Here is a 17,472-nt window from a genome sequence, read left to right as displayed (position 1 = left end):
CGGCCCCCTGCACAGTGCGCAGGTTGACTGGCCAGGAGGGGCAGAAGCTGCAGCAGATCGGGCGCCGGGGTAGCACCAGTTCGGTGCGGTACCGGCGCGCGATGACGCTGCTGGCCTCGGCCGGCGGGAACCGGGTGCCGGTGATCGCGAAGCTGGTACAGGCCGATGAGGACACCGTTCGGGATTCACCGTAGCGGCTCCTCCCTCGTGCTCACCGCACGCAGACGACGGTGAAGGTCACCGCACCGATGGACGCTGGTGAGTGGCCCGAAACGAGGTGGTCTTCAATGCACCGGGGAGCTGGCAGAGCTTGTGTGAGCCGTCGTGGGAGCAACTGGCCGCGCGTTCTGGGGAACCTCTCGCCGATGGCCCGTTGCTCCCGGCGCCGACATGGGAGCGAAGGACAGAGTCGGACGGGCGCTGTGCTCTCGGTTCCGACTCCTCCTATGCCGAGGCCATGATCTCGTGCCGCCCACCTTCACCCGACGCTGTGGCGGCTGCTGGCCCGGCAGGGTGGCAGGGGAGAGTACGGCTATGTGCTGCGGGAGATACCCGGCCCGGAGCAGGGCCTGTACTTCGGTCGCTTCGACCCGCACATCCTCCAACGCCGCCAGGACCTGGCCGGGTTCGGAGCCGTCAACGCCCTTGGTGCTCTCTTCACGTTGCACCGCGCCCCTTTCAGTGACGCAATCCTGAAGAAGGGCAGGCAGCTGACGTCATCGAAGGATCCCGGCGGGGTACGCATGATCCGCCCGCGGGACATCGGCCGGGACGGCACGGTCGCCCCGCCGCCGGAGGAAACCATGTGGGCGACCATCCCCGCAGACCGGCAACTCGCTGCCGGGGACCTGGTGATCCGCTGCCTGATCGCCCCATTCATGGCACCCCCGCACGGCTTCTTCACCGCCGAGGTCGGTGAAGAAGACCTCCCCGCCGCCGCGTCCGACCAAGTAGTGGTCCTCAGGCCCATCAAGCCGCTCTCCCGGCCGCAGGCCCGTTTGATCACCACGTTCCTGCGTACCCGCTCGCCCTGGCCCTGGCCGGGCCACGGCTGGCCACCACTACCGTGGAAGCGCTGTCCGCGCTGCCTGTCCCGCAGCCCGATGAGGCACTGACCAAGGCCCTCGACGAACTAACGGCCGTCAAGCAGCAGTTCAAACGGTGGGAACAGGAGACGGACTCGGTGATCGAGTCCGTCTTCCTGGAAGAAGACCGCGGCCCGGGCACGCGCCCGCGTCATCGACTCCGGCCGTGCGCTGCGTCTGCGCGTCGAAGCAGCCTCACTGCTCGATGACCTCGGCCACAGCGTCCGCACCCGCTTCCCCTACCCCATCGCCTACCGCTGACGCGAGACCGAAGCCCGTATCAGTGCCGGTGACGCCCAGGCTGTCTACGCCGCGATCCTGGACACCGCCGAGGAACTGCTGTGCTACGTCGCCCAACTCGTCCTCGCCCTCACTCACGCCCAAAACATCACCCTGGGGGCGGTGACGGCGATCCGGGACAAGCTCGCCGACAGGCGCAGCGGCCCCGGCTTCGGTGACTGGGCCAACGTACTCAACGAAGCCGCGACCAGCCGACAGCTCAACAACCTCCCCGGAGCCCGTGGCGTCCTGGCATCACGCCTCGGCCCGTTGGGTGATGGCTGCCTCGGTGCGGTCTCCCAGGAACTCATACCACCGGCGTTCCAGGCAGACGTAGCGCACGTCCGCTTCGACGAGGCTCAGGAAGCCCGACACGGTTTCGGTGAGACGTTGCTGCAGCCCCGGGTCGGCCAGCGTTCCGTCCTCGGCGAAGGCCTGGTAGCTGTTGGCCAGGCTGAACATGTCAGGGTAGACGCGGGTGCCCAGGTGCTCCAGGGGGATCCTCAGAGCCCACAGCCCGCGGTTGCCGCCGACCAGGGACGGTGAGGCGGAGACGAGCATCGCGTGCTTGGTCTTGAACGGCTGCGGCCGGATACGGGAGACCCAGTCGATCGCGTTCTTCAGCACTCCCGGCACGGAGGCGTTGTACTCCGGCGAGGAGATGACGAAGGCGTTGCTCTGTTCGAGTCGGTCGCGCAGGGCGAGGGCGCCGTGCGGCAGCCCTTCGGTGGCCTCCAGGTCGCCGTCGTACAAGGGCATGTCGAAGTCGCGCATGCCGGCGAGGTCGACGGTGGCACCAGTGTCGGAGATGAGCCGAGCCACGAGGGAGGCGAGGCGGGCGTTGGCTGAATCGGTCCGTAGTGCCGCGCCGAAGACCAGGAACCGCAGTGGGCCGGGAGGCGTGTCCGTGGGCATGGATCCGTCCTTCCGTCGTGGGTAAGCGCCTCCAGCGGGGCGCCCCCACTGACCAGTGTGGTTCCGAGAGCGCCGCCGTGCGACCGGCAGCCCGGAGCCGGCCAGGCCGATGATTCGGCGCCCGCTCGGGGCCGCCGGGGTACCAGGGACTATCACGCATCCGTGCTGGTCAGTCCCGCTTCCCAGGACGCCGACCCATACGCCGACAGCGGCATGCCACCGGTGCGGGGCAAACGGGGCTGCCCCCGGCGCGGGCCCCGCGCACTGTATGCCGACCGCGGCTACGACCACGAGCTGTACCGCCGTCGCCTGCGGGAGCGCGGCATCGTCCCGAAGATCGCCCGGCGCGGACAGCCGCACGGCTCGGGCCCGGGTCGCGTCCGGTGGGTCGCCGGGTCCGCCATTGCCTGACTCCACGGCCCCCGCCGCCTACGGACCCGCGGGAGCCCCGGGACGACATGCGCGACGCCTTCCTCCGACTCGCCCACTGCATGACCCTCGCCCACAACCACCCAGCATTCTGAAAGCACCCCTTGGCGGGCGCCTGCCCCGGAACGCCCCCGGCGGCCTGGAGGGCGGCGAAGTCGGTGTGCGCCGCGGACGACGGGGTCGCGCTTGGCACAGGGCATTGAGCAGGTCGGGGTCGAGGTTGGCCACGGCGGGTATTCCGTCGTCGAGGACCGTCACACGGTCCTGGATGTCACTGCCGGCTTGTGCCGGTTCCTTGATGCCGGGGATTCCGTGTATCGCGGGCGTATCGAAAATCGCATACGTCACCGCAACAGCCTTCCGTATTCAGTGGAGGCATGGACCACAACCCATCACTGTCAGCGCCGGCCCCTGCGCGCAGGATCGTGCTCGTCAGCCCGGCGATCCTCGGTGCCGCGATGCGGGTGCCGGCGTTCGGGGCGGGCTGCTCGGTCCCGGTCGAGACCACCCAGTACGTCCTGCGGCTGGACTGGGTGTCCTCCGCGGGCGACGTACTGCTCAACGCCACCGACGCCGGGCTGGCCGCGCCGGCGTCGCGCCGCCGGTGGCGCGCCGCCGGTGGCGCGCCACGGCCGGAGCGGTGTCGGACGGACCTCCACCGGCCCCGGTGCCGGAGGGCTGCCGGTCTCGAACCCGCCCACCGCACGCCGCACCAGGCAAGGGTCCGATCACCAACGGCTGGCCCTCGCGGCATGGAACGGAAGTTCCAGACCCTGAGGGGGCGCTTCATACGAACCCGCCACGCTCGGCATCACCGGCCACGGTGTCGGCACGGCGCTCGCCCCTTGGTTCCAGGCAGACCCAGCAACTGGCGTGCGGTCTGGCGCCTCGGCGGCCCGCTCGGCGGAGCGGGCCGCCGGGGCGCCGCGCGCCGACAACCTTTGACGAAACCGGACGAGAACTCATGCTCGACACAGAACAGGTCCGCTCCAGGGCGCGCGCCCACCGGGTTGCTCGACGACGCCGCCGGACAACCGCCACCACCACGCTTCTGGCCCTGGGCGCGGCTTCGGCCTACATGGGTTTCGTCTACGGAATCCCCGGCATACCTGGCCTGCCCGACAGCTTCGGCCCGGTCGCCACACCGACCGTCGTCGCCCAGGAATCCCCCGCGCCAAACCCCACGAGCCCGACGCCGACTCCTACTCCTACGCCCACTCCGACTCCCACCCCCGCGTCCGTGCCGGAGTCCGGTCCGGGTACCTTCACCGTCGCCACCGCCGGAGTGGAAGGCACCGGCGCGGGCAGGCCGTACCGGGTGGAGGTCGAGGACGGCATCGGTGTCGACCCCGACGAAGCCGCCGAGCAGATCGCCGCGATCCTCGACCACGAACAGGGCTGGTCGCACGGCGGCGACGTCGTGTTCCGGCAGGTCGCCGACGAGAGCGCCACGCTGGTGATCCGCATCGCCACGCCGAACACCTCCGACGCCATCTGCGCGACCGGCGGCCTCGACACCCACGGCGAGCTCAACTGCCGGGTCGGCAGGACGGTCGCGGTCAACCTCAAGCGCTGGCAGCTCGGTTCGCCCGAATTCGACGGACCGCCCGAGGAGTACCGGGCACTGATCATCAACCATGAGGTCGGACACTGGCTCGGGTACGGCCACCGCACCTGCCCCGGGCCCGGCGAGCCGGCCCCGGTGATGATGCAGCAGATCAAAGGCCTGTACGGCTGTGTCTCCAACGCCTGGCCCTACGCCCCGGACGGCACCTTCCACGACGGTCCCAAGGTGCCCTGAGCGTCCAGCGGGGCGGTGCCGGCTACGACAGTCCTGTCCTTGGGCCAATGCTGATCCTGCTCGAGCAAAGGAACAGATGTGAGAGTTCCGAGGAGCGGAGTCGGCGGATGGTGCGCGGGAAGGTGCCCGGCCGGTTCAGGCTGCGTCGGTGCGGTGCGCGGTGAAGGTCACCTGGGTGTCGTCGTGGTCGAGCGCGATGTTGAGGGTCGCGTCCAGGGCTTTGGCCAGCTTGGCCAGGAGCGGCAGTGTGGGGACGGTGTCGGAGCCTTCGATCCGGGAGATCTTCGCCTGGGTGAGGCCCGCGCGGCCGGCCAGTTCGGTCTGGGTGAGCCCGAGTTCGGTGCGCCGGTCGTACACGGCTTTCGCCAGGGCCATGGACAGCCGGATCTCGCGGCGGGCCTCGGCCACGTCCTCGGGCTCGGTGAGGCCCTCGGCGAGCTTGCGCTCGCGCAGTGTCTTCCAACGGCTGTGGCTCATTGCTCCACCTCTCCTTCCTCGATGGTGCGGACGAACTCTTCGTGGGCCGGGCCGTGCTCGACCTCACAGACCTTTTGCGCGAGCTTGGCGCGTCTGACCTCGGCGTCCTCCCGCATTCTCGTCTTGCGGAAGACGGTCAGCAGGACGGCGGTGCGGTTCGGGGTGAGCCAGTAGGTGATGCGTATGGCGGCGCCGTTGAGGGTAGGCCTCAGCTCCCGGACTCCGTCGCCGAGGTAGCGGGCGTAGGGCTCGCCGAGCACGCCGGCGTGTTCCGCGAGCAGGCCGACGTATTCGTCGATCTTGAGGAAATGCCTGGCCGGCAGGGCGTCCAGCCAGTCCCGCACCTCAGGCTCGAGCTCGATGGTGAGAAGTCCATCCACCCACGCCACACTATATGTCGCCTCCGACATATTCAAGCGCGCGGGCGCCGCCCCGTCATCGGCGGTGCGCGTGGAGACGGCGGGCGAGGGCAGTGCCGAACCTTCCCTGGGCGGGGCCTCCGTACCGTCCAGCTGCTGCGCTACCTCTCCGACGCCCCGCTGCGCCGACGGGTGACCGCCGCAACCAACAAGGTCGAGGCGTTCAACGGCTTCTCCCAGTGGATCGGCTTCGGCAACGGCGGCGTCCTCACCGACAACGACACCGTCGAGCAGGACACGAACTCGGCCTTGAGCCCGAGGCCTACGACCCGCACCTCGACGTCGACTTCACCTCGCTCCGCGGCCAGGCACCTGAAGCCTTCGGCTTCGGGACGGCCGCCTGACCTGGGCGACCTCCGCTGTGCGGTCCCCGGAGCCCAGGACCCTTGACCCGCCCGACCACGCCTGGCTCACGCCCGCTGCGCGACCCGGCCGCAGACGAGTGTCGCGACAATCAGGCGTGAGCCCTGACGACGGCAGGCAGTCAGCCGCCGCGGTAGTGGTCGGCAACCGCGGCGAAGGCGGCCTTGGGCTCCCAGGGCAGATCGGGGTAAGTGTCGCCGTGGCGGTCTTCGAGGATCTTGACGATGCCGAGGCTGGCGAGGTCAAGGTCGTCGCGGGGGTCTCCGCCAGGGCGGTGGGGCAGGTTGTAGAGCGCGAAGAGGAACACGAAGGCGCTGTCGACGCCCTCGCTGTCGAAGATCTCCAGCAGCTCGCTCAGGTATGCCGCCTGGCCGGCCTCGTCGCGCTCGTACTCCCCGGTCAGCCGGAGCGGCGTACCGGTGACTTCGTCGGTTTCGAGGATTTCCATGCTGCGGGGCGCGATGTCACCCGCGCCGCGCCAGGTGGCGGTGCCGAAGCCGGTGATGGCGACCGGTTTGGACTGTGCGACGAGACTGCGCACGCCGTCTCGGAATCGGTCGGCCACCTCCGCGGACCGGATGAGTTCGAAGGTCATGAAGTCGAACAAGTCCCAGTCGACGCCTTCGAACTGTATGGCGGCGTAGGTGACCTTGCCGTGGAAGCGCTCACGGACCACCGCCACGGCTTCGCGGAGGAAGGAGTTGACACGGGTGTCGGCTGCGGCGATTCTCCCGGGCCGACGGGCCGGGTCGCCCAGCAGCCAGCCGAGTCGCTCGTCGGTGCTGTCGCCTTCGAGGAACCCCCGGTTCATGACACTCAGCTCAACGCCTGTGACGAACACGACCTCGGCTCCATGCGTCCGGAGTTGCTCGGCCCGCTCTGCGCAGTCGGCGACCAGTGTGAGGATCTCGTCGGTCGTCAGCTCCAGCGGGTAGGGCGAGAACCAGATCTCCAGTCCGAGTTCGGCGGCGTAGCGGGCGGCGAGCTCCAGGCGATCCGGGTCACCGCCGGTGATGTGGACGGCGTTGCAGTGGAGATCGTCGCGGATGACGGTCAGCTCTTTCTCGACCAGGCCGGGGTCGAAGCGGTTGAGTCGGCCTGGAGCGCGGTACCAGTGTTGCCACCGGCCCGTCTCTCCAGGCCGCTCGCCGAACCCGGCGTACCCGTTACCGAGTACCGGGCTCTCCACAGTTCCTGCCGTGGGCTGTTCCTCAGGCGGTCGTCCAGGGGGTGGGGATTGTGTCGCCCCGGTAGCGGTACCGCGTGATCGCGGGCGTCCGCGCCGGGTTGACCAGTTCCACCCCGTCCACCGCGATCGGCAGCCAGGACCCGTCGGGTCCCAGGAGCCATCTGCGGATGTCCTTCCACGACCAGCGGTGCAGCGTCTTCAGCCACATGATCACTCGATGCCAGAGGAAGATCCCCAGCATCCGGAACGTGTGCTTCGCAACTGCGTGCCGGAAGTAGTTGGTCCAGCCGTGCACGATCTGGTTGAGCCGGATCAGCACGTCTGCGGGATTGGCCTGTGACGTCCTGCGGGTCAGGGCACGGATCTTCGCCTTCACCGAACGGATGGGCCGCGCGGCGATGAAGAAGTAGACGTACCACTGGTCGGTTCCCCGCTTGCGCTTCCATTGGATGCGGAAGCCGAGGAAATCGAACCCGTCCTCCATGTGCACGACCCGGGTCTTGGCTGGTGCCAGCCGTAGTCCCAGGGGTTCGAGCACGGAGGTCACTTCGTCCTGGAGTGCGCGGGCGTCGTCGGCGGAGCCATGCACCAAGATCGCGAAATCGTCCGCGTAGCGGACGATTCGCCAGTTGGGCAGGCCATGACGACGGCGCTTCCTGCGCGGATACTGACCATCCATCCGCCCGCCGGGCCTCCAGTCGCGGTGCAGGTGCTCGTCGAGCGCCGACAGCGCGATGTTGAAGATCAGTGGGGAGAGGATGCCTCCTTGCGGGGTACCGGTGGGGGTGTCCCTGCGCTGGCCGTCCTCAGTGAGGATGCCCGACTTCAGGAATGCCTTCACCAGCGCCAGGACGCGCTTGTCCTTGACCTGTGCCCGCACCGCGTCCATGACGGCGCGGTGCGAGACGTTGTCAAAGGCCGCCTCGATGTCGGCGTCCAGCACCCATCGGTAGCCTTTGGTGCCGAACCGCTGGATCTCGGCGATCGCGTCCTGGGCTCGCCGCTTGGGCCGGAACCCGTAGGAGACCGGCAGGAAGTCGGCCTCGAAGATGGGCTCCAGCACCAGCTTCAGCGCGGCCTGAACGATCCGGTCGGCCACGGAAGGAATCCCGAGGCTCCTGACCTTCCCGGATCCGCCCGGCTTGGGGATCTTGCGTTCCCTCACCGGAAGCGGCCGGAACGATCCGGACTTCAGGTCCGCGCGCAACGCGTCCAGGAACCCAGGCGCCCCCGGGGCCGACTCGACATTGGCGACCGTCAGGCCGTCCACGCGGGCGGTCTGGGAACCCTGGTTGCCCGAGACCCGGTCGAACGCCATCATCAGCGTCGCCGGATCGTGCACGAAGTTGAACAAGTCGTCGAACCGGCGACCGGGATCGGCCACCGCCCAACGGTGAAGCTTGGTCTGCATCTCCAGTACCCGACCCGGCGGTCCCAGCGGGGCCGATCCGGCCGGAGCGCCGCCGTTCGGCGGTGCGTCTTCTGGCATTGCAGTCTCCTTCCCTTCTTGGAACTGCTGCCGCCCTTCCCCCTGTTCCGGGCTCTCCCCGGCTCCGAGTACTACGGCGGCTCCGCCCCGTCCCGAACCGGTCGGCCGACGATGGGCCCAGCCGCCGGACCGCGCTGGCCGCGCGGCACGGCGGCAGATCCGGGACGGTTCCCGTGTTCACTGCTGACCGTTTGCCGCAGTAGGCGCCCGGCTCTGCCCCGGCGGCCTCGCCGTGGTTACGCCGCAGGCCTTCACCACGGCCTCCCGGGCCTGCATTCACAAACCTGCCCGGGAGTTCCCCAATCTCTGAAGGGAGTTGGGTGCGCACCGCATCCGGCCCAGATCCACCAGGTTTGAGCCGGTGACTCATTTCGGGGCGTAAACGCCGGTTCCTCTCGTACACCTCTGCGTCTCGCTCGCCGGACCCGACCCATCTGGCAGTCCTGGGCCGTCCCGGCTTTGTCGCGGCTGCTCCTGCCCTCCCCGGCACCTCCCGGATCAGGCTGCCGCCAGCTACGCTCGCCCCGCTGCGACGGGGCGAGCGGTGCAGGTCTTCCACCTCCACTCGGTCAAACAGCGCTTTCCACGGCGCACGAAGATTTCAAGTCCAGTGAGACGGTCGTGACGCTATGAGATTTGTAGTGTGGGTTCGCGGCGCTTGGCCGGGTCGTTGATCCACGCCTGCGGGGGTATCCCGGGTGGTCGGGGGCGGCGGCCGAAGCGTTCGGGGTGGCGGGCGTATGCCCAGGGTCCCTTGCATGATCAAGATCTGTCCGGGTTCATCCGGTGAGGCCGAGGGCGGCCAGGGGCCTGTGGCAGTCGCGGGCGGTGTGGCGTAGAGCGGCGGCGATGTTGGTGTGGCCGTCCTGGCGGTGGACGCCGATGGCGAGGTTGCTCCCCCAACCTTCGGCCGGGAGGTGCCCCCAGGCCGGCCATGACGCGTGGGAGACGGCCGGCGTGAATCTTGGAGTCGTCCTCGCGGAACGTGCGGTCGCGGACGTGATGCAGAAGGTTCTCGATCTTCCAGTGCCCTCTGATCCAGTCGGCGAGCCGGGCGCCGCCGGCGGTGCCGGGCGGCAGGCTGGTGATCAGGTAGACGCGCTCGATGGTCAGCTTGCCGCTGGTGAAGTCCTTCCTCCAGCGGACGACTTGGAGGGCCTGGCGGGCGTCGGGGTAGTCGAGGTGGGCGAAGGCAGCGGTCTTCAGCCGCCGGATCTCCAGGCGGTGGTGGGCCCGGGTGCGGTCGTAGTGGTCGAGCGCGATCTCGCGCCAGGGCAGATGGCGGACGCGGTCGAACAGACCGGGGTGGTTGGCCTTGACCTGGGCGATGTAGTGGGCACCGCGGGCGCGGAGGTAGCTGCCGTGGGCGTGCTGGGTGTGCAGGGCGTCGGCGGTGATGACCGTGCCGGTCAGGTCGATGGTGGACAGCAGGGGCTGGAAGGCGGGGATCTCGTTGCTCTTGTCGGCGGCCTGGCGCTGGGCCGGGACGTGGCCCGCGTGGTCCATCGCGGCCAGCAGGGTGAGGTGCGTGGTGGTGGCGGTGCGCGAGCCGCGCAGGGCCTTGCCGTCGACCGCGATCGCCCTCAGCTCGGGACCGGCCGGGGTGGCGCGGGAGGCGAGGAAGGCTCCGATCGCCTGGTCCAGGGCGTCGCCGTCGAGCTGGACGAGGAGACGGCGCAGGGTGTGGGGGTGCGGCACGCACCGCGGTGCCGGGCAGCGGGTCGACGGGGAAACCGCGAGCCCGGCAGGCCCATCCGGGCGCGTCGCTGATCCATTCTGTGATCGCGGTGAACGAGCGGGCGCCGGCCAGGACACTCGCTGCGGCCGCGGCGACCAGGGCCGGCAGCGAGTAGCGGCGGCCGCGGACGCCTCGTGGGTCGGGAAGCAGATCCAAAAATCCGGACAGGCGGACCGCGTCCGCCAGAGGGGCCGGTGCGGGAGTCTGGGCCAGTTGGTCCAGCGCGGTGGGCATGGGGGAAGCTGCAGGAGCAGGCACGGTCTCGCCAAGTGTTCATGGGACTTCGACACTCACATGATCACCGAGACCGTGCCTGCACTGCGTTTGCCCCTGCCCGAACCGGGACGTCCGCCCCAGGGCCGGACCAGCCCGACGTTCCGGACCGATCGCGATCATGCAACAGCCCCTGGGCGTATGCCTGATCGAGGGTGACGGCCCGCTGGTCGCGGACCTCCTCGGCGGTCCCGAAGTGGACGGAGGCGGGTGTGTGCCAGCCGATGCCCGAGTGCCGGTGCTCGTGGTTGTAGTACGCGATGAACGCGTCGAACCACTCGCGGGCGTGGGCCAGCGAGTCGAACCGTTCGGGATAGTCCGACATGTACTTCGTGGTCTTGAACTGGGCCTCGCTGTAGGGGTTGTCGTTGGAGACCTTCGGCCGGGAGTGCGACCTTGTCACCCCGAGGTCGATCAGCAGCTGGGAGACCTTCTTGCTCGTCATCGAGGTGCCGCGGTCCGCGTGCACGGTCTCGGGCACGATCCCGTTGCGGACGATGGCCTCGCGGATCAACTCCTCGGCCCGTTCGGCCGATTCAGCGGCCTCGACGGTGTGGCCGACGATGTAGCGGCTGAAGATGTCGATGATGACGTAGGCGTGGTACCAGACGCCCTTGGCCGGTCCGGCCGCCTTGGTGATGTCCCAGGTGAACACCTGCGACGGGGCGGTTGCCACCAGCTCGGGCACCGCCTGGGCGGGGTGGGTGGCCTGTCTTCGGCGCTCGCCGGACTGGCCCTTCTCGCGCAGGATCCGGTACATCGTGGAGACGGAGCAGTGGTAGCGCCCGGCATCCAGCTCGCGGGCCCAGATCTGCGCGGGCGCCAGTTCGGCGTACTCGCCTGAGTTCATCAACTCCAGTACCGCAGAACGCTCTTCGGCCGTCAGAGCCGAGGGCTGGACCTGCGGCTTGCGGAGTCGGCGTGGTGGCGCCGGACGCAGCCGGCGGTAGTGGGTGGCCCGCGAGCGGCCGGTCAGCCGGCACGCCGCGGTCACACCCAGCACGCCCTCGACGCCGGTGAACGCGTCATCGACCACCGGGGCGACGGCAGCGTTCAGTCCGCGCCCTCGGAAATCATTTCCAAGCTTGAGATTTAACCAATCCAAGATCGACTTGGGTTGGTTCGCCGGTTCCCCGGACAGCAGGGCGGCCTTCGCGCGATCGTGTCTTCTCGCCAGAGTCAACACCGATCACCCGAAGGCCGTTGAAGTGAGTGTGCTGCACGAGGACGCCGACGTCGAGCCGTTGTCGCAATTGTCCCTTTTCCGTGACCGGTTCTACGACTGCCTGGACAGGCGGGCCGACACGCTGTTCGAGCTGGCCGACGCGGTGATGTGCACCGAGCGGCCGGTCACCTCGCTGGTGGAGCTGTCGCTGGAGCCGGTGTTCCGCCGTGGCCATGGCGCGCTTTACGACGCGCTGGCCGACGGCCGTATCGACGAGGACCGACTGCGAGATCTCCTGGTCGACCAGTTGCCCACCGGCGCGCCACTGATGTTCGGCGTCGACGCGACCACCTTCCCCCGCCCGAACGCCGAGTGTTCCCCGGACCGCGGGCTGCACTACGCGCCGTGCCGCTGCGACGGCGATCGCAAGGTGGTGCCGGGCTGGGAGTTCCAATGGGTGACGGGTCTGGAGTGGGGCAGCTCGTCCTGGACCCTCCCGGTCGATGCCCGCCGCCTGCCCGAAGGCTCCTGCCCGGTGGCCTCGACCGCGGCCCAGATACGCGACATCGCCGGCCGACTCGGCCGCCGGGGCCAGGGGCCCGAGCGGCCGGCGCCGCTGTTCATCCTGGATCAGGGCTATGCCGCAACGGCACTGGCCCACGCATTGGACGGGGTTCCGGTCCAGACGCTGGTGCGCATCGCCGGTGACAGGGTCTTCTACGACGGCCGCCCCGGCCCCCGCAAGCCCGGCCCCGGCCGCAACGGGGTGCACGGCCGGCGCTTCGAACTGGCCGCGCCGGTGAACCTGCGCCGCCCCGACCAGCTGCTGACCGTCCCGGAGACCAGCCGATACGGGCGAGTCGAGGTGCGGGCCTGGCACCGCATGCACCAGAAGGTGCATCGCATCGGTTACTTCGCGACGCTGGGCGCGAAGCTGTTCTCCCGCCTGCCGATCCTCGAGGGCACCGTCATCGAGGTCCGCGTCGAATGCCTGCCGGACGGACGCAGTCCGCACCGCACTTTGTGGCTGTGGCATCGCGGTCCCGAGCTGCCGGACCTGGACGTGTGCTGGCGGGCCTACCTGCGGCGCTTCGACATGGAGCACACCTTCAAGCTGATGAAGTCCCAGCTCGGCTGGACCGCCGCCCGCCTGCGCCACCCCGAGCAGGCCGTGCGCTGGACCTGGCTGCTGATCGCCGCCTATACCCAACTCCGTCTCGCCCGCGGCCTGGTCGATGACCTTCGCCGGCCCTGGGAACGCAGGCCCCGTCCCGGCAAGCCGCTCACGCCCTACCGGGTCCGCCGCGCATTTCGCCACGTCCGCGACCGCCTGGGCACCCCGAGCCGCGTGCCGAAAACGAGTCACCCCGGTCCCGGCCGTCCGCCGGGTGTCAAGAACACCCCAGCTCCACGCCATCGACTCGGATCTGAACTTCGCAAAACGGGCACAGCGTAGAAGGTGAGACGCAAGAAGAAGGGTTAAATCTCAAGCCAAGAGCGCGGAAGCTTTTCCCATAACTTCCAACGCGGCCTTGTTCCGCGCCAGTTCCTTCTCCAGACGCTCCACCTGGCGGCGCAGTTTCTCGTTCTCCGCCTCGGCAGCGGACTTCTTCGGCCTCGCCGGGCTGGTGCGCTGGTCGACCAGCTTCTCCAGGGCCCCGGCATCCCGCGCGGCCCGCCACTCCCTCACATGCGAGTGGTACAGCCGCTCGCGCCGCAGGACCGCGCCCTTCTCGTTCTGCGGGGCGGCGTCGTACTCGGCCACGATCCGCAGCTTGTACTCCGGGCTGAAAGTACGGCGCTTCGGCCGGGGAGCCGGGTCGGCTCCGGCGGACTTGCTGCTGGTCATGAGGGGGTGGTTCTCCTGTCGTGCCCTCTCAGGCTAACCCGCCGAAGCGGGACGTCTCACCCAAGGCTGACAGAGAGGGCGGGAGTGTCCGCACTCCACCGGCGTGGAATCCACGATCCACACGTCGTCGCTCCATACAGAAGTTTCGGTGGCCAGCAGCCGGGTCACCTTCCGCAGTAGCCCGGCGGCCTTGCGCAGGCGCTTGTTGTAGCCGGGCTGCTGCGGAAGGCAGGGAAACAGATGCCGCAGGTGGCAGCGGGCGTGGCGAAGCCACTTGGCCTAGGAGGTGAAGCCCAACATGGCCTGCATCATCGCGAGCGTGACCAGCTCGGCATCAGTCAGCTGCGGAGCGATCCCGACCGCCGGACGCCAAGGCGCCAGATGCGGCGATGCCTTCAGCAGGTCGTCGGTCTTCACATAGAGTGCGGTGGCGAGGGAGTCCAACTCTGTCTTCATACACTGACGTTGGGCCCCCTCGCTCATGCGTGCAGCCGATCCCGCGGAATCAATCAGTTAAACATGCAGAGTCCCGTCAAGAACGGTGACCGCGTGCCCGGTGAGATGGACGCGGTCACCGTGCACGGCGGTCCTGACCAGCCCGGTGCGCGCGGATACCTGCAGGCCGGTGAGCTCTCCGCGGTCGATCCGCGTCGACCAGTAGGGGGCCAGTGCAGTATGGGCGCTGCCCGTGACCGGATCCTCGAGGATGCCCTCGGCGGGTGAGAAGAAGCGGGAGACGAAGTCGTACTCCAGGCCGGGGGGTGCCGGGGCTGTGATGATGACACCGCGCAGGCCCTCGCGGCGGGTCATGTCGGCCATCACATTGAGGTCGGGAATTACGGCCCGGACGGTGGCCTCGTCGGGCAGGACGGTCAACAGATCGCCGAGCGCACCGGTGCGGAAGGCGGCCTCCGGCTTCACCCCCAGGGCCTCCGACAGGCCTTCCGGCAACGGGCTTTCCGTGCCGGGCGCGGCCGGGAAGTCCAGGGTGATGCGGCCGTCCTCGTGCGTATGAGCGGTGAGGATGCCGCTGAACCGGCTCCGGAAACGCAGCGCACCGACAACCCCACGCTCCCGCCGCAGTGTGTGCGCCGTAGCCAAAGTGGCATGGCCACACAGATTGGTCTCGACAAGCGGGGCGAACCAGCGGATCTCCCAGTCGGCGTCGTCGCCAGCGGGGAGCGGCCGCGCGAAGGCGGTCTCCGAGTAGTTCATCTCGGCAGCAACCTGCTGCATCAAGGCATCCTCAGGCCAGTCTTCGGTATCGAGCAGGCATACGCCCGCAGGGTTGCCGGCGAACGGCCGGTCGGTGAAGGCGTCTACGACGTGGATTCGCATACCGCGACCGTATCGACGCCAATCACAGTGACACAAAGTCCAATTTCATAAAAGTGGACCTACTTTCCGCCCGGGGTGTCCATCCACATGCCGATCTGTGCCGCCAAGGCCGGGGCCAGATTGATCAGTTTGGGCGGGCTGATCGCTGCGCCCGCCTACGATCACTGACCCCTTGGAATCGATCATCTTCACAGAGTCTGTGAGTCCGGCAGTCCGCGACTGCCGGACTCGTGCACTGCTCGGGGTCCGCGCGGACCCCGAGCAGTGCACGGCGCAGGGCTCCTCAAAGGAACGCCAGTGGCGCTGGAACAGAGACACGCCCATCAGGGGTCGCTCTCTGGCACCGGCTGCTCTCCGCGGTTCGGCCTGCCGGGGTCGGGTGCGGCGTCGTGTGAGCGCGGCACGCCGACCGGCGGCGGCGCAACTAACGGCTGAGGATAGGGATTCGGCGCCGGTGGTGCGGGCGGCGCGGCCGGGAGTGCAAGGCGCTGCGGGCGGTGACGGTGGGCAATGCGCAGGACGATCGCGGCGTAGGCCAAGACGGTCGCCGTGTCCGCGAGGGCGAGTTGCCAGGGGGCGTCGGCGGCGGTGTCGTCGGAGGACAGTCCGTCGACGACTGCGGCCGAGACGCCGAAGGCCAGCAGGTTGTTCAGGACGTGCAGGGCGATGGCGGCTTCCAGGCCGCCCGTTCGGATGGTCAGCCACCCCCCCCCACGAGGCCGAAGAGCAGCAGGTCGATGAATCCCCATGTGGTGCCCCACCCGTGGGCGGTGGCGAACAGCACGGCCTGGGGGAGCACGGCGACCCACGGGGAGCGCAGGAAGGCGCCGACGGCCTGGGTCAGCCAGCCCCGGAAGACATATTCCTCGGCTGCGGCCTGCACCGCAACGAAGACGGCCATGACCGCCAGGGAGGGGCAGATGGAGCAGAGACACGCGACCGCCGTGGCACGGCAGGGAAGTCCATGCCACGGCGGCCTCGGGGACTACGCGCAGTACTGCTGCTCCTTGCCGATCGACCGGTACATGCAGTCGGCGTTCTCGATCAGTTGCAGCACCGCGTCGCGGTTGCGGCTGGTCTCGCGCTCGATCACCTCGTCCGGCGGGTAGAAGCCGCCGCCGCTCGAGCCGCGCGGGTACATCTCGAAGGTGTAGCCGAAGATCTTGTGCGCGCCCCACAGGTAGTCGTCGATCGACCCGTCCGTGATGTAGAGGTCGCTCGACTGCTGCGGCGTGTAGCCGTTGCTCGCGGCCATCTTGCGGCCGACCGCGGCGAAGGCGTCGCGGTCGTCCTGGGTGAGGCCGGGGGCGGTGTCGTTGTACGTGTAGCCGTACGGCCAGAGCACCAGCTCGCTGTATGTGTGGAAGTCGATGCCGGCCCTGATCTGCTGCTTGCCGCCGACGACCCGGGAGCGTACGAAGTCGGCGACGACCTTCACCTCAGGCGCGGACTCGGGGGCCGAGCCGCGGTAGGTCTCGGAGCCGTACGAGCCGGAGGATCCGCCACAGCAGCCCCACTTGAAGTTCCAGTTGCGGTTCATGTCCGTGCCGACGGACGTCGAACCGGCGTTGGGCTGGCGGTTCTTGCGCCAGCTGCGGTAGGAGCCGGAGGCGATGTCGTACTCGCCGCCGTCGGGGTTGAGGTCGGGCACGATCCAGATCTCGCGGTTGTTGACGGCGTTGGTGATCCGGGAGTCGGAGCCGTAGCCGGCGCCGAGTTCGCGCAGCAGGTAGAGCGCCATCTCGACGGTGAGGTGCTCGCGCGCGTGCTGGTGGTGGGTGAAGAGGATCTCGGGCTCGTTCTCGTCCGTCGCCACGTTGTCGCTGATCTTGATGGCGACGATGTCGCGGCCCTGGTAGCTCTTGCCGATGACGCGGCGGCTCATGATGTTCGGGTACTGCTGGAGTCGCTGGTCGATCTCCGCGTTCATCTCGGCGTAGTTGTGGTAGCGCGAGTCGGCGGAGGGGAAGTCCAGGGCGCCGAGGGAGGTGCCGGGGGCCTTGCCGCCGGTGCGGTCGGGCGGGGCGGGCAGAGCGTCGAGCTTGTATCCGAGGGCGCGCAGCCGCCGTGCCTGTGCGGCGTTGGCGCTGACGACGACCACGTGGGAGTCGGCCTCGTCGATCGAGACGCCGGTGGCGGCGAGGGCGGTGCGCTCGGCGGGGGTGGACGGGCCGTGGATCTCGTACTGCCGGATGACCTCCTCCGAGGTGGCGGCGAGGGCGGCCGATGTGCCGGTGCCGGTGGCCGTGCCGGTGCCGGTCGCGGCGCCGAGCGGGACCACGACGGCGAGCGCCAGTAAGGCCGTGAGGGTGGCGGGCCTTCTGCCGCGGGAGCCGCGTATGCGAAGTCGCATGCTGATGTCTCCTGGGTGGGGGGGTACGGGTGGCTCTCCCGTGCGAGGCATCGTCCGGATATGACATGGTCGTGTCAATAGCCCAGCCGTGGTCGCGGCGTGTCCCGTCCCGTTCCGCAGGGCCCTTGCGCGATCACCGAGTACCCGCTTTGGTGACCTGACGTCACATGAGCACTAGGTGTATTGCCTTGAGAGGTTGGGGACGCGGCTGGCGGGTGGTTGGCCTTTCAGAGGGCGTTAAGTCCGTTTCTTGTAGCGGCCTCGTCCGGGTTGGGTGAGGAAGCCTTGGCGGGTGAGGCGTCCGAGGCGG

At 69.0% G+C, this 17,472-nt stretch carries 17 protein-coding genes and 3 pseudogenes; 6 read left to right on the top strand and 14 right to left on the bottom strand.

The features are described 5' to 3' along the window. Positions 1-23 precede the first annotated feature (23 nt). Both DEP02_RS11475 and DEP02_RS11470 read left to right on the top strand, forming a co-directional pair. A complete protein-coding gene (locus tag DEP02_RS11475; protein ID WP_157977419.1) occupies positions 24-194 on the top strand; it encodes a helix-turn-helix domain-containing protein in 171 nt (56 codons plus the stop codon). Positions 195-536: 342 nt separating this feature from the next. Then, positions 537-1,115, top strand: a complete 579-nt coding sequence (locus DEP02_RS11470; RefSeq protein WP_112467234.1) for a hypothetical protein — start codon at positions 537-539, stop codon at positions 1,113-1,115. Between the two features lie 165 nt (positions 1,116-1,280). On the opposite strand, the gene DEP02_RS11465 is transcribed toward DEP02_RS11470, so the two are convergent. Both DEP02_RS11465 and DEP02_RS11460 read right to left on the bottom strand, forming a co-directional pair. Further along, the gene (locus tag DEP02_RS11465) at positions 1,281-1,463 is read right to left on the bottom strand and encodes a hypothetical protein (protein ID WP_112467233.1); all 183 of its coding nucleotides are present in this window, start codon (positions 1,461-1,463) and stop codon (positions 1,281-1,283) included. A gap of 156 nt (positions 1,464-1,619) precedes the next feature. Continuing rightward, a complete protein-coding gene (locus DEP02_RS11460; protein WP_112467232.1) occupies positions 1,620-2,279 on the bottom strand; it encodes an NADPH-dependent FMN reductase in 660 nt (219 codons plus the stop codon). 213 nt (positions 2,280-2,492) lie between these two features. Between DEP02_RS11460 and DEP02_RS11455 the strand changes: the two are divergent. After that, positions 2,493-2,803, top strand: a pseudogene (locus DEP02_RS11455) (IS5/IS1182 family transposase); the annotation flags it as partial. A gap of 869 nt (positions 2,804-3,672) precedes the next feature. After that, entirely contained in the window at positions 3,673-4,509 is an 837-nt protein-coding gene (locus DEP02_RS11445; protein ID WP_112467231.1) for a DUF3152 domain-containing protein, read from the top strand. A gap of 135 nt (positions 4,510-4,644) precedes the next feature. On the opposite strand, the gene DEP02_RS11440 is transcribed toward DEP02_RS11445, so the two are convergent. Together DEP02_RS11440 and DEP02_RS11435 are read right to left on the bottom strand one after the other, a co-directional pair. Beyond that, complete coding sequence (locus DEP02_RS11440; protein ID WP_112467230.1) at positions 4,645-4,986, bottom strand: helix-turn-helix domain-containing protein; 342 nt, start codon at positions 4,984-4,986, stop codon at positions 4,645-4,647. Then, the gene (locus tag DEP02_RS11435; protein WP_112467244.1) at positions 4,983-5,366 is read right to left on the bottom strand and encodes a type II toxin-antitoxin system RelE/ParE family toxin; all 384 of its coding nucleotides are present in this window, start codon (positions 5,364-5,366) and stop codon (positions 4,983-4,985) included. The genes DEP02_RS11440 and DEP02_RS11435 overlap by 4 nt, the downstream gene beginning before the upstream one ends. Between DEP02_RS11435 and DEP02_RS33930 the strand changes: the two genes are divergently transcribed. Next, the gene (locus DEP02_RS33930; protein WP_198668387.1) at positions 5,295-5,795 is read left to right on the top strand and encodes a Tn3 family transposase; all 501 of its coding nucleotides are present in this window, start codon (positions 5,295-5,297) and stop codon (positions 5,793-5,795) included. The genes DEP02_RS11435 and DEP02_RS33930 overlap by 72 nt on opposite strands. A gap of 94 nt (positions 5,796-5,889) precedes the next feature. Here the strand turns inward: DEP02_RS33930 and DEP02_RS11425 are convergent, their stop codons facing one another. From DEP02_RS11425 to DEP02_RS11410, 5 genes and pseudogenes are all read right to left on the bottom strand, one after another. After that, positions 5,890-6,957 (bottom strand): glycoside hydrolase family 113 protein, encoded by a 1,068-nt coding sequence (locus tag DEP02_RS11425; RefSeq protein ID WP_438947750.1) that lies wholly within the window; start codon positions 6,955-6,957, stop codon positions 5,890-5,892. Between the two features lie 22 nt (positions 6,958-6,979). Continuing rightward, a complete protein-coding gene (gene ltrA / locus DEP02_RS11420) occupies positions 6,980-8,446 on the bottom strand; it encodes a group II intron reverse transcriptase/maturase (protein WP_112467229.1) in 1,467 nt (488 codons plus the stop codon). A 762-nt stretch (positions 8,447-9,208) separates the two neighbouring features. Continuing rightward, positions 9,209-10,144: an ISAs1 family transposase gene (locus DEP02_RS11415; protein WP_232839059.1), complete on the bottom strand. Its 936-nt coding sequence runs from the start codon at positions 10,142-10,144 to the stop codon at positions 9,209-9,211. A 97-nt stretch (positions 10,145-10,241) separates the two neighbouring features. Continuing rightward, a pseudogene (locus DEP02_RS34555) lies at positions 10,242-10,418 on the bottom strand (ISAs1 family transposase); the annotation flags it as partial. 64 nt (positions 10,419-10,482) lie between these two features. Beyond that, positions 10,483-11,493: an IS3 family transposase gene (locus DEP02_RS11410; RefSeq protein ID WP_157977418.1), complete on the bottom strand. Its 1,011-nt coding sequence runs from the start codon at positions 11,491-11,493 to the stop codon at positions 10,483-10,485. A 178-nt stretch (positions 11,494-11,671) separates the two neighbouring features. Between DEP02_RS11410 and DEP02_RS11405 the strand changes: the two genes are divergently transcribed. Further along, positions 11,672-13,078, top strand: a complete 1,407-nt coding sequence (locus DEP02_RS11405) for an NF041680 family putative transposase (protein WP_198668386.1) — start codon at positions 11,672-11,674, stop codon at positions 13,076-13,078. A gap of 30 nt (positions 13,079-13,108) precedes the next feature. Here the strand turns inward: DEP02_RS11405 and DEP02_RS11400 are convergent, their stop codons facing one another. The 5 genes and pseudogenes from DEP02_RS11400 to DEP02_RS11380 form a co-directional block, all read right to left on the bottom strand. Then, positions 13,109-13,471, bottom strand: coding sequence for a transposase (locus tag DEP02_RS11400; RefSeq protein ID WP_112467226.1), 363 nt, complete (start codon positions 13,469-13,471; stop codon positions 13,109-13,111). Positions 13,472-13,549: 78 nt separating this feature from the next. Continuing rightward, a pseudogene (locus DEP02_RS11395) lies at positions 13,550-13,927 on the bottom strand (transposase family protein); the annotation flags it as partial. A gap of 57 nt (positions 13,928-13,984) precedes the next feature. After that, a complete protein-coding gene (locus tag DEP02_RS11390) occupies positions 13,985-14,809 on the bottom strand; it encodes a PhzF family phenazine biosynthesis protein (protein ID WP_112467225.1) in 825 nt (274 codons plus the stop codon). A gap of 697 nt (positions 14,810-15,506) precedes the next feature. Beyond that, entirely contained in the window at positions 15,507-15,710 is a 204-nt protein-coding gene (locus DEP02_RS35810; protein WP_438947749.1) for a CPBP family glutamic-type intramembrane protease, read from the bottom strand. An 84-nt stretch (positions 15,711-15,794) separates the two neighbouring features. After that, positions 15,795-17,162, bottom strand: a complete 1,368-nt coding sequence (locus DEP02_RS11380; protein WP_112467224.1) for a M14 family metallopeptidase — start codon at positions 17,160-17,162, stop codon at positions 15,795-15,797. Positions 17,163-17,472 lie beyond the last annotated feature (310 nt).

The organism is Streptomyces triticisoli (assembly GCF_003270085.1).
In the GTDB taxonomy this organism is placed as follows: Bacteria; Actinomycetota; Actinomycetes; order Streptomycetales; family Streptomycetaceae; genus Streptomyces; species Streptomyces triticisoli.
Note: the sequence above shows the minus strand (reverse complement) of the source record. Positions and strands in the feature narration are given on the sequence as shown.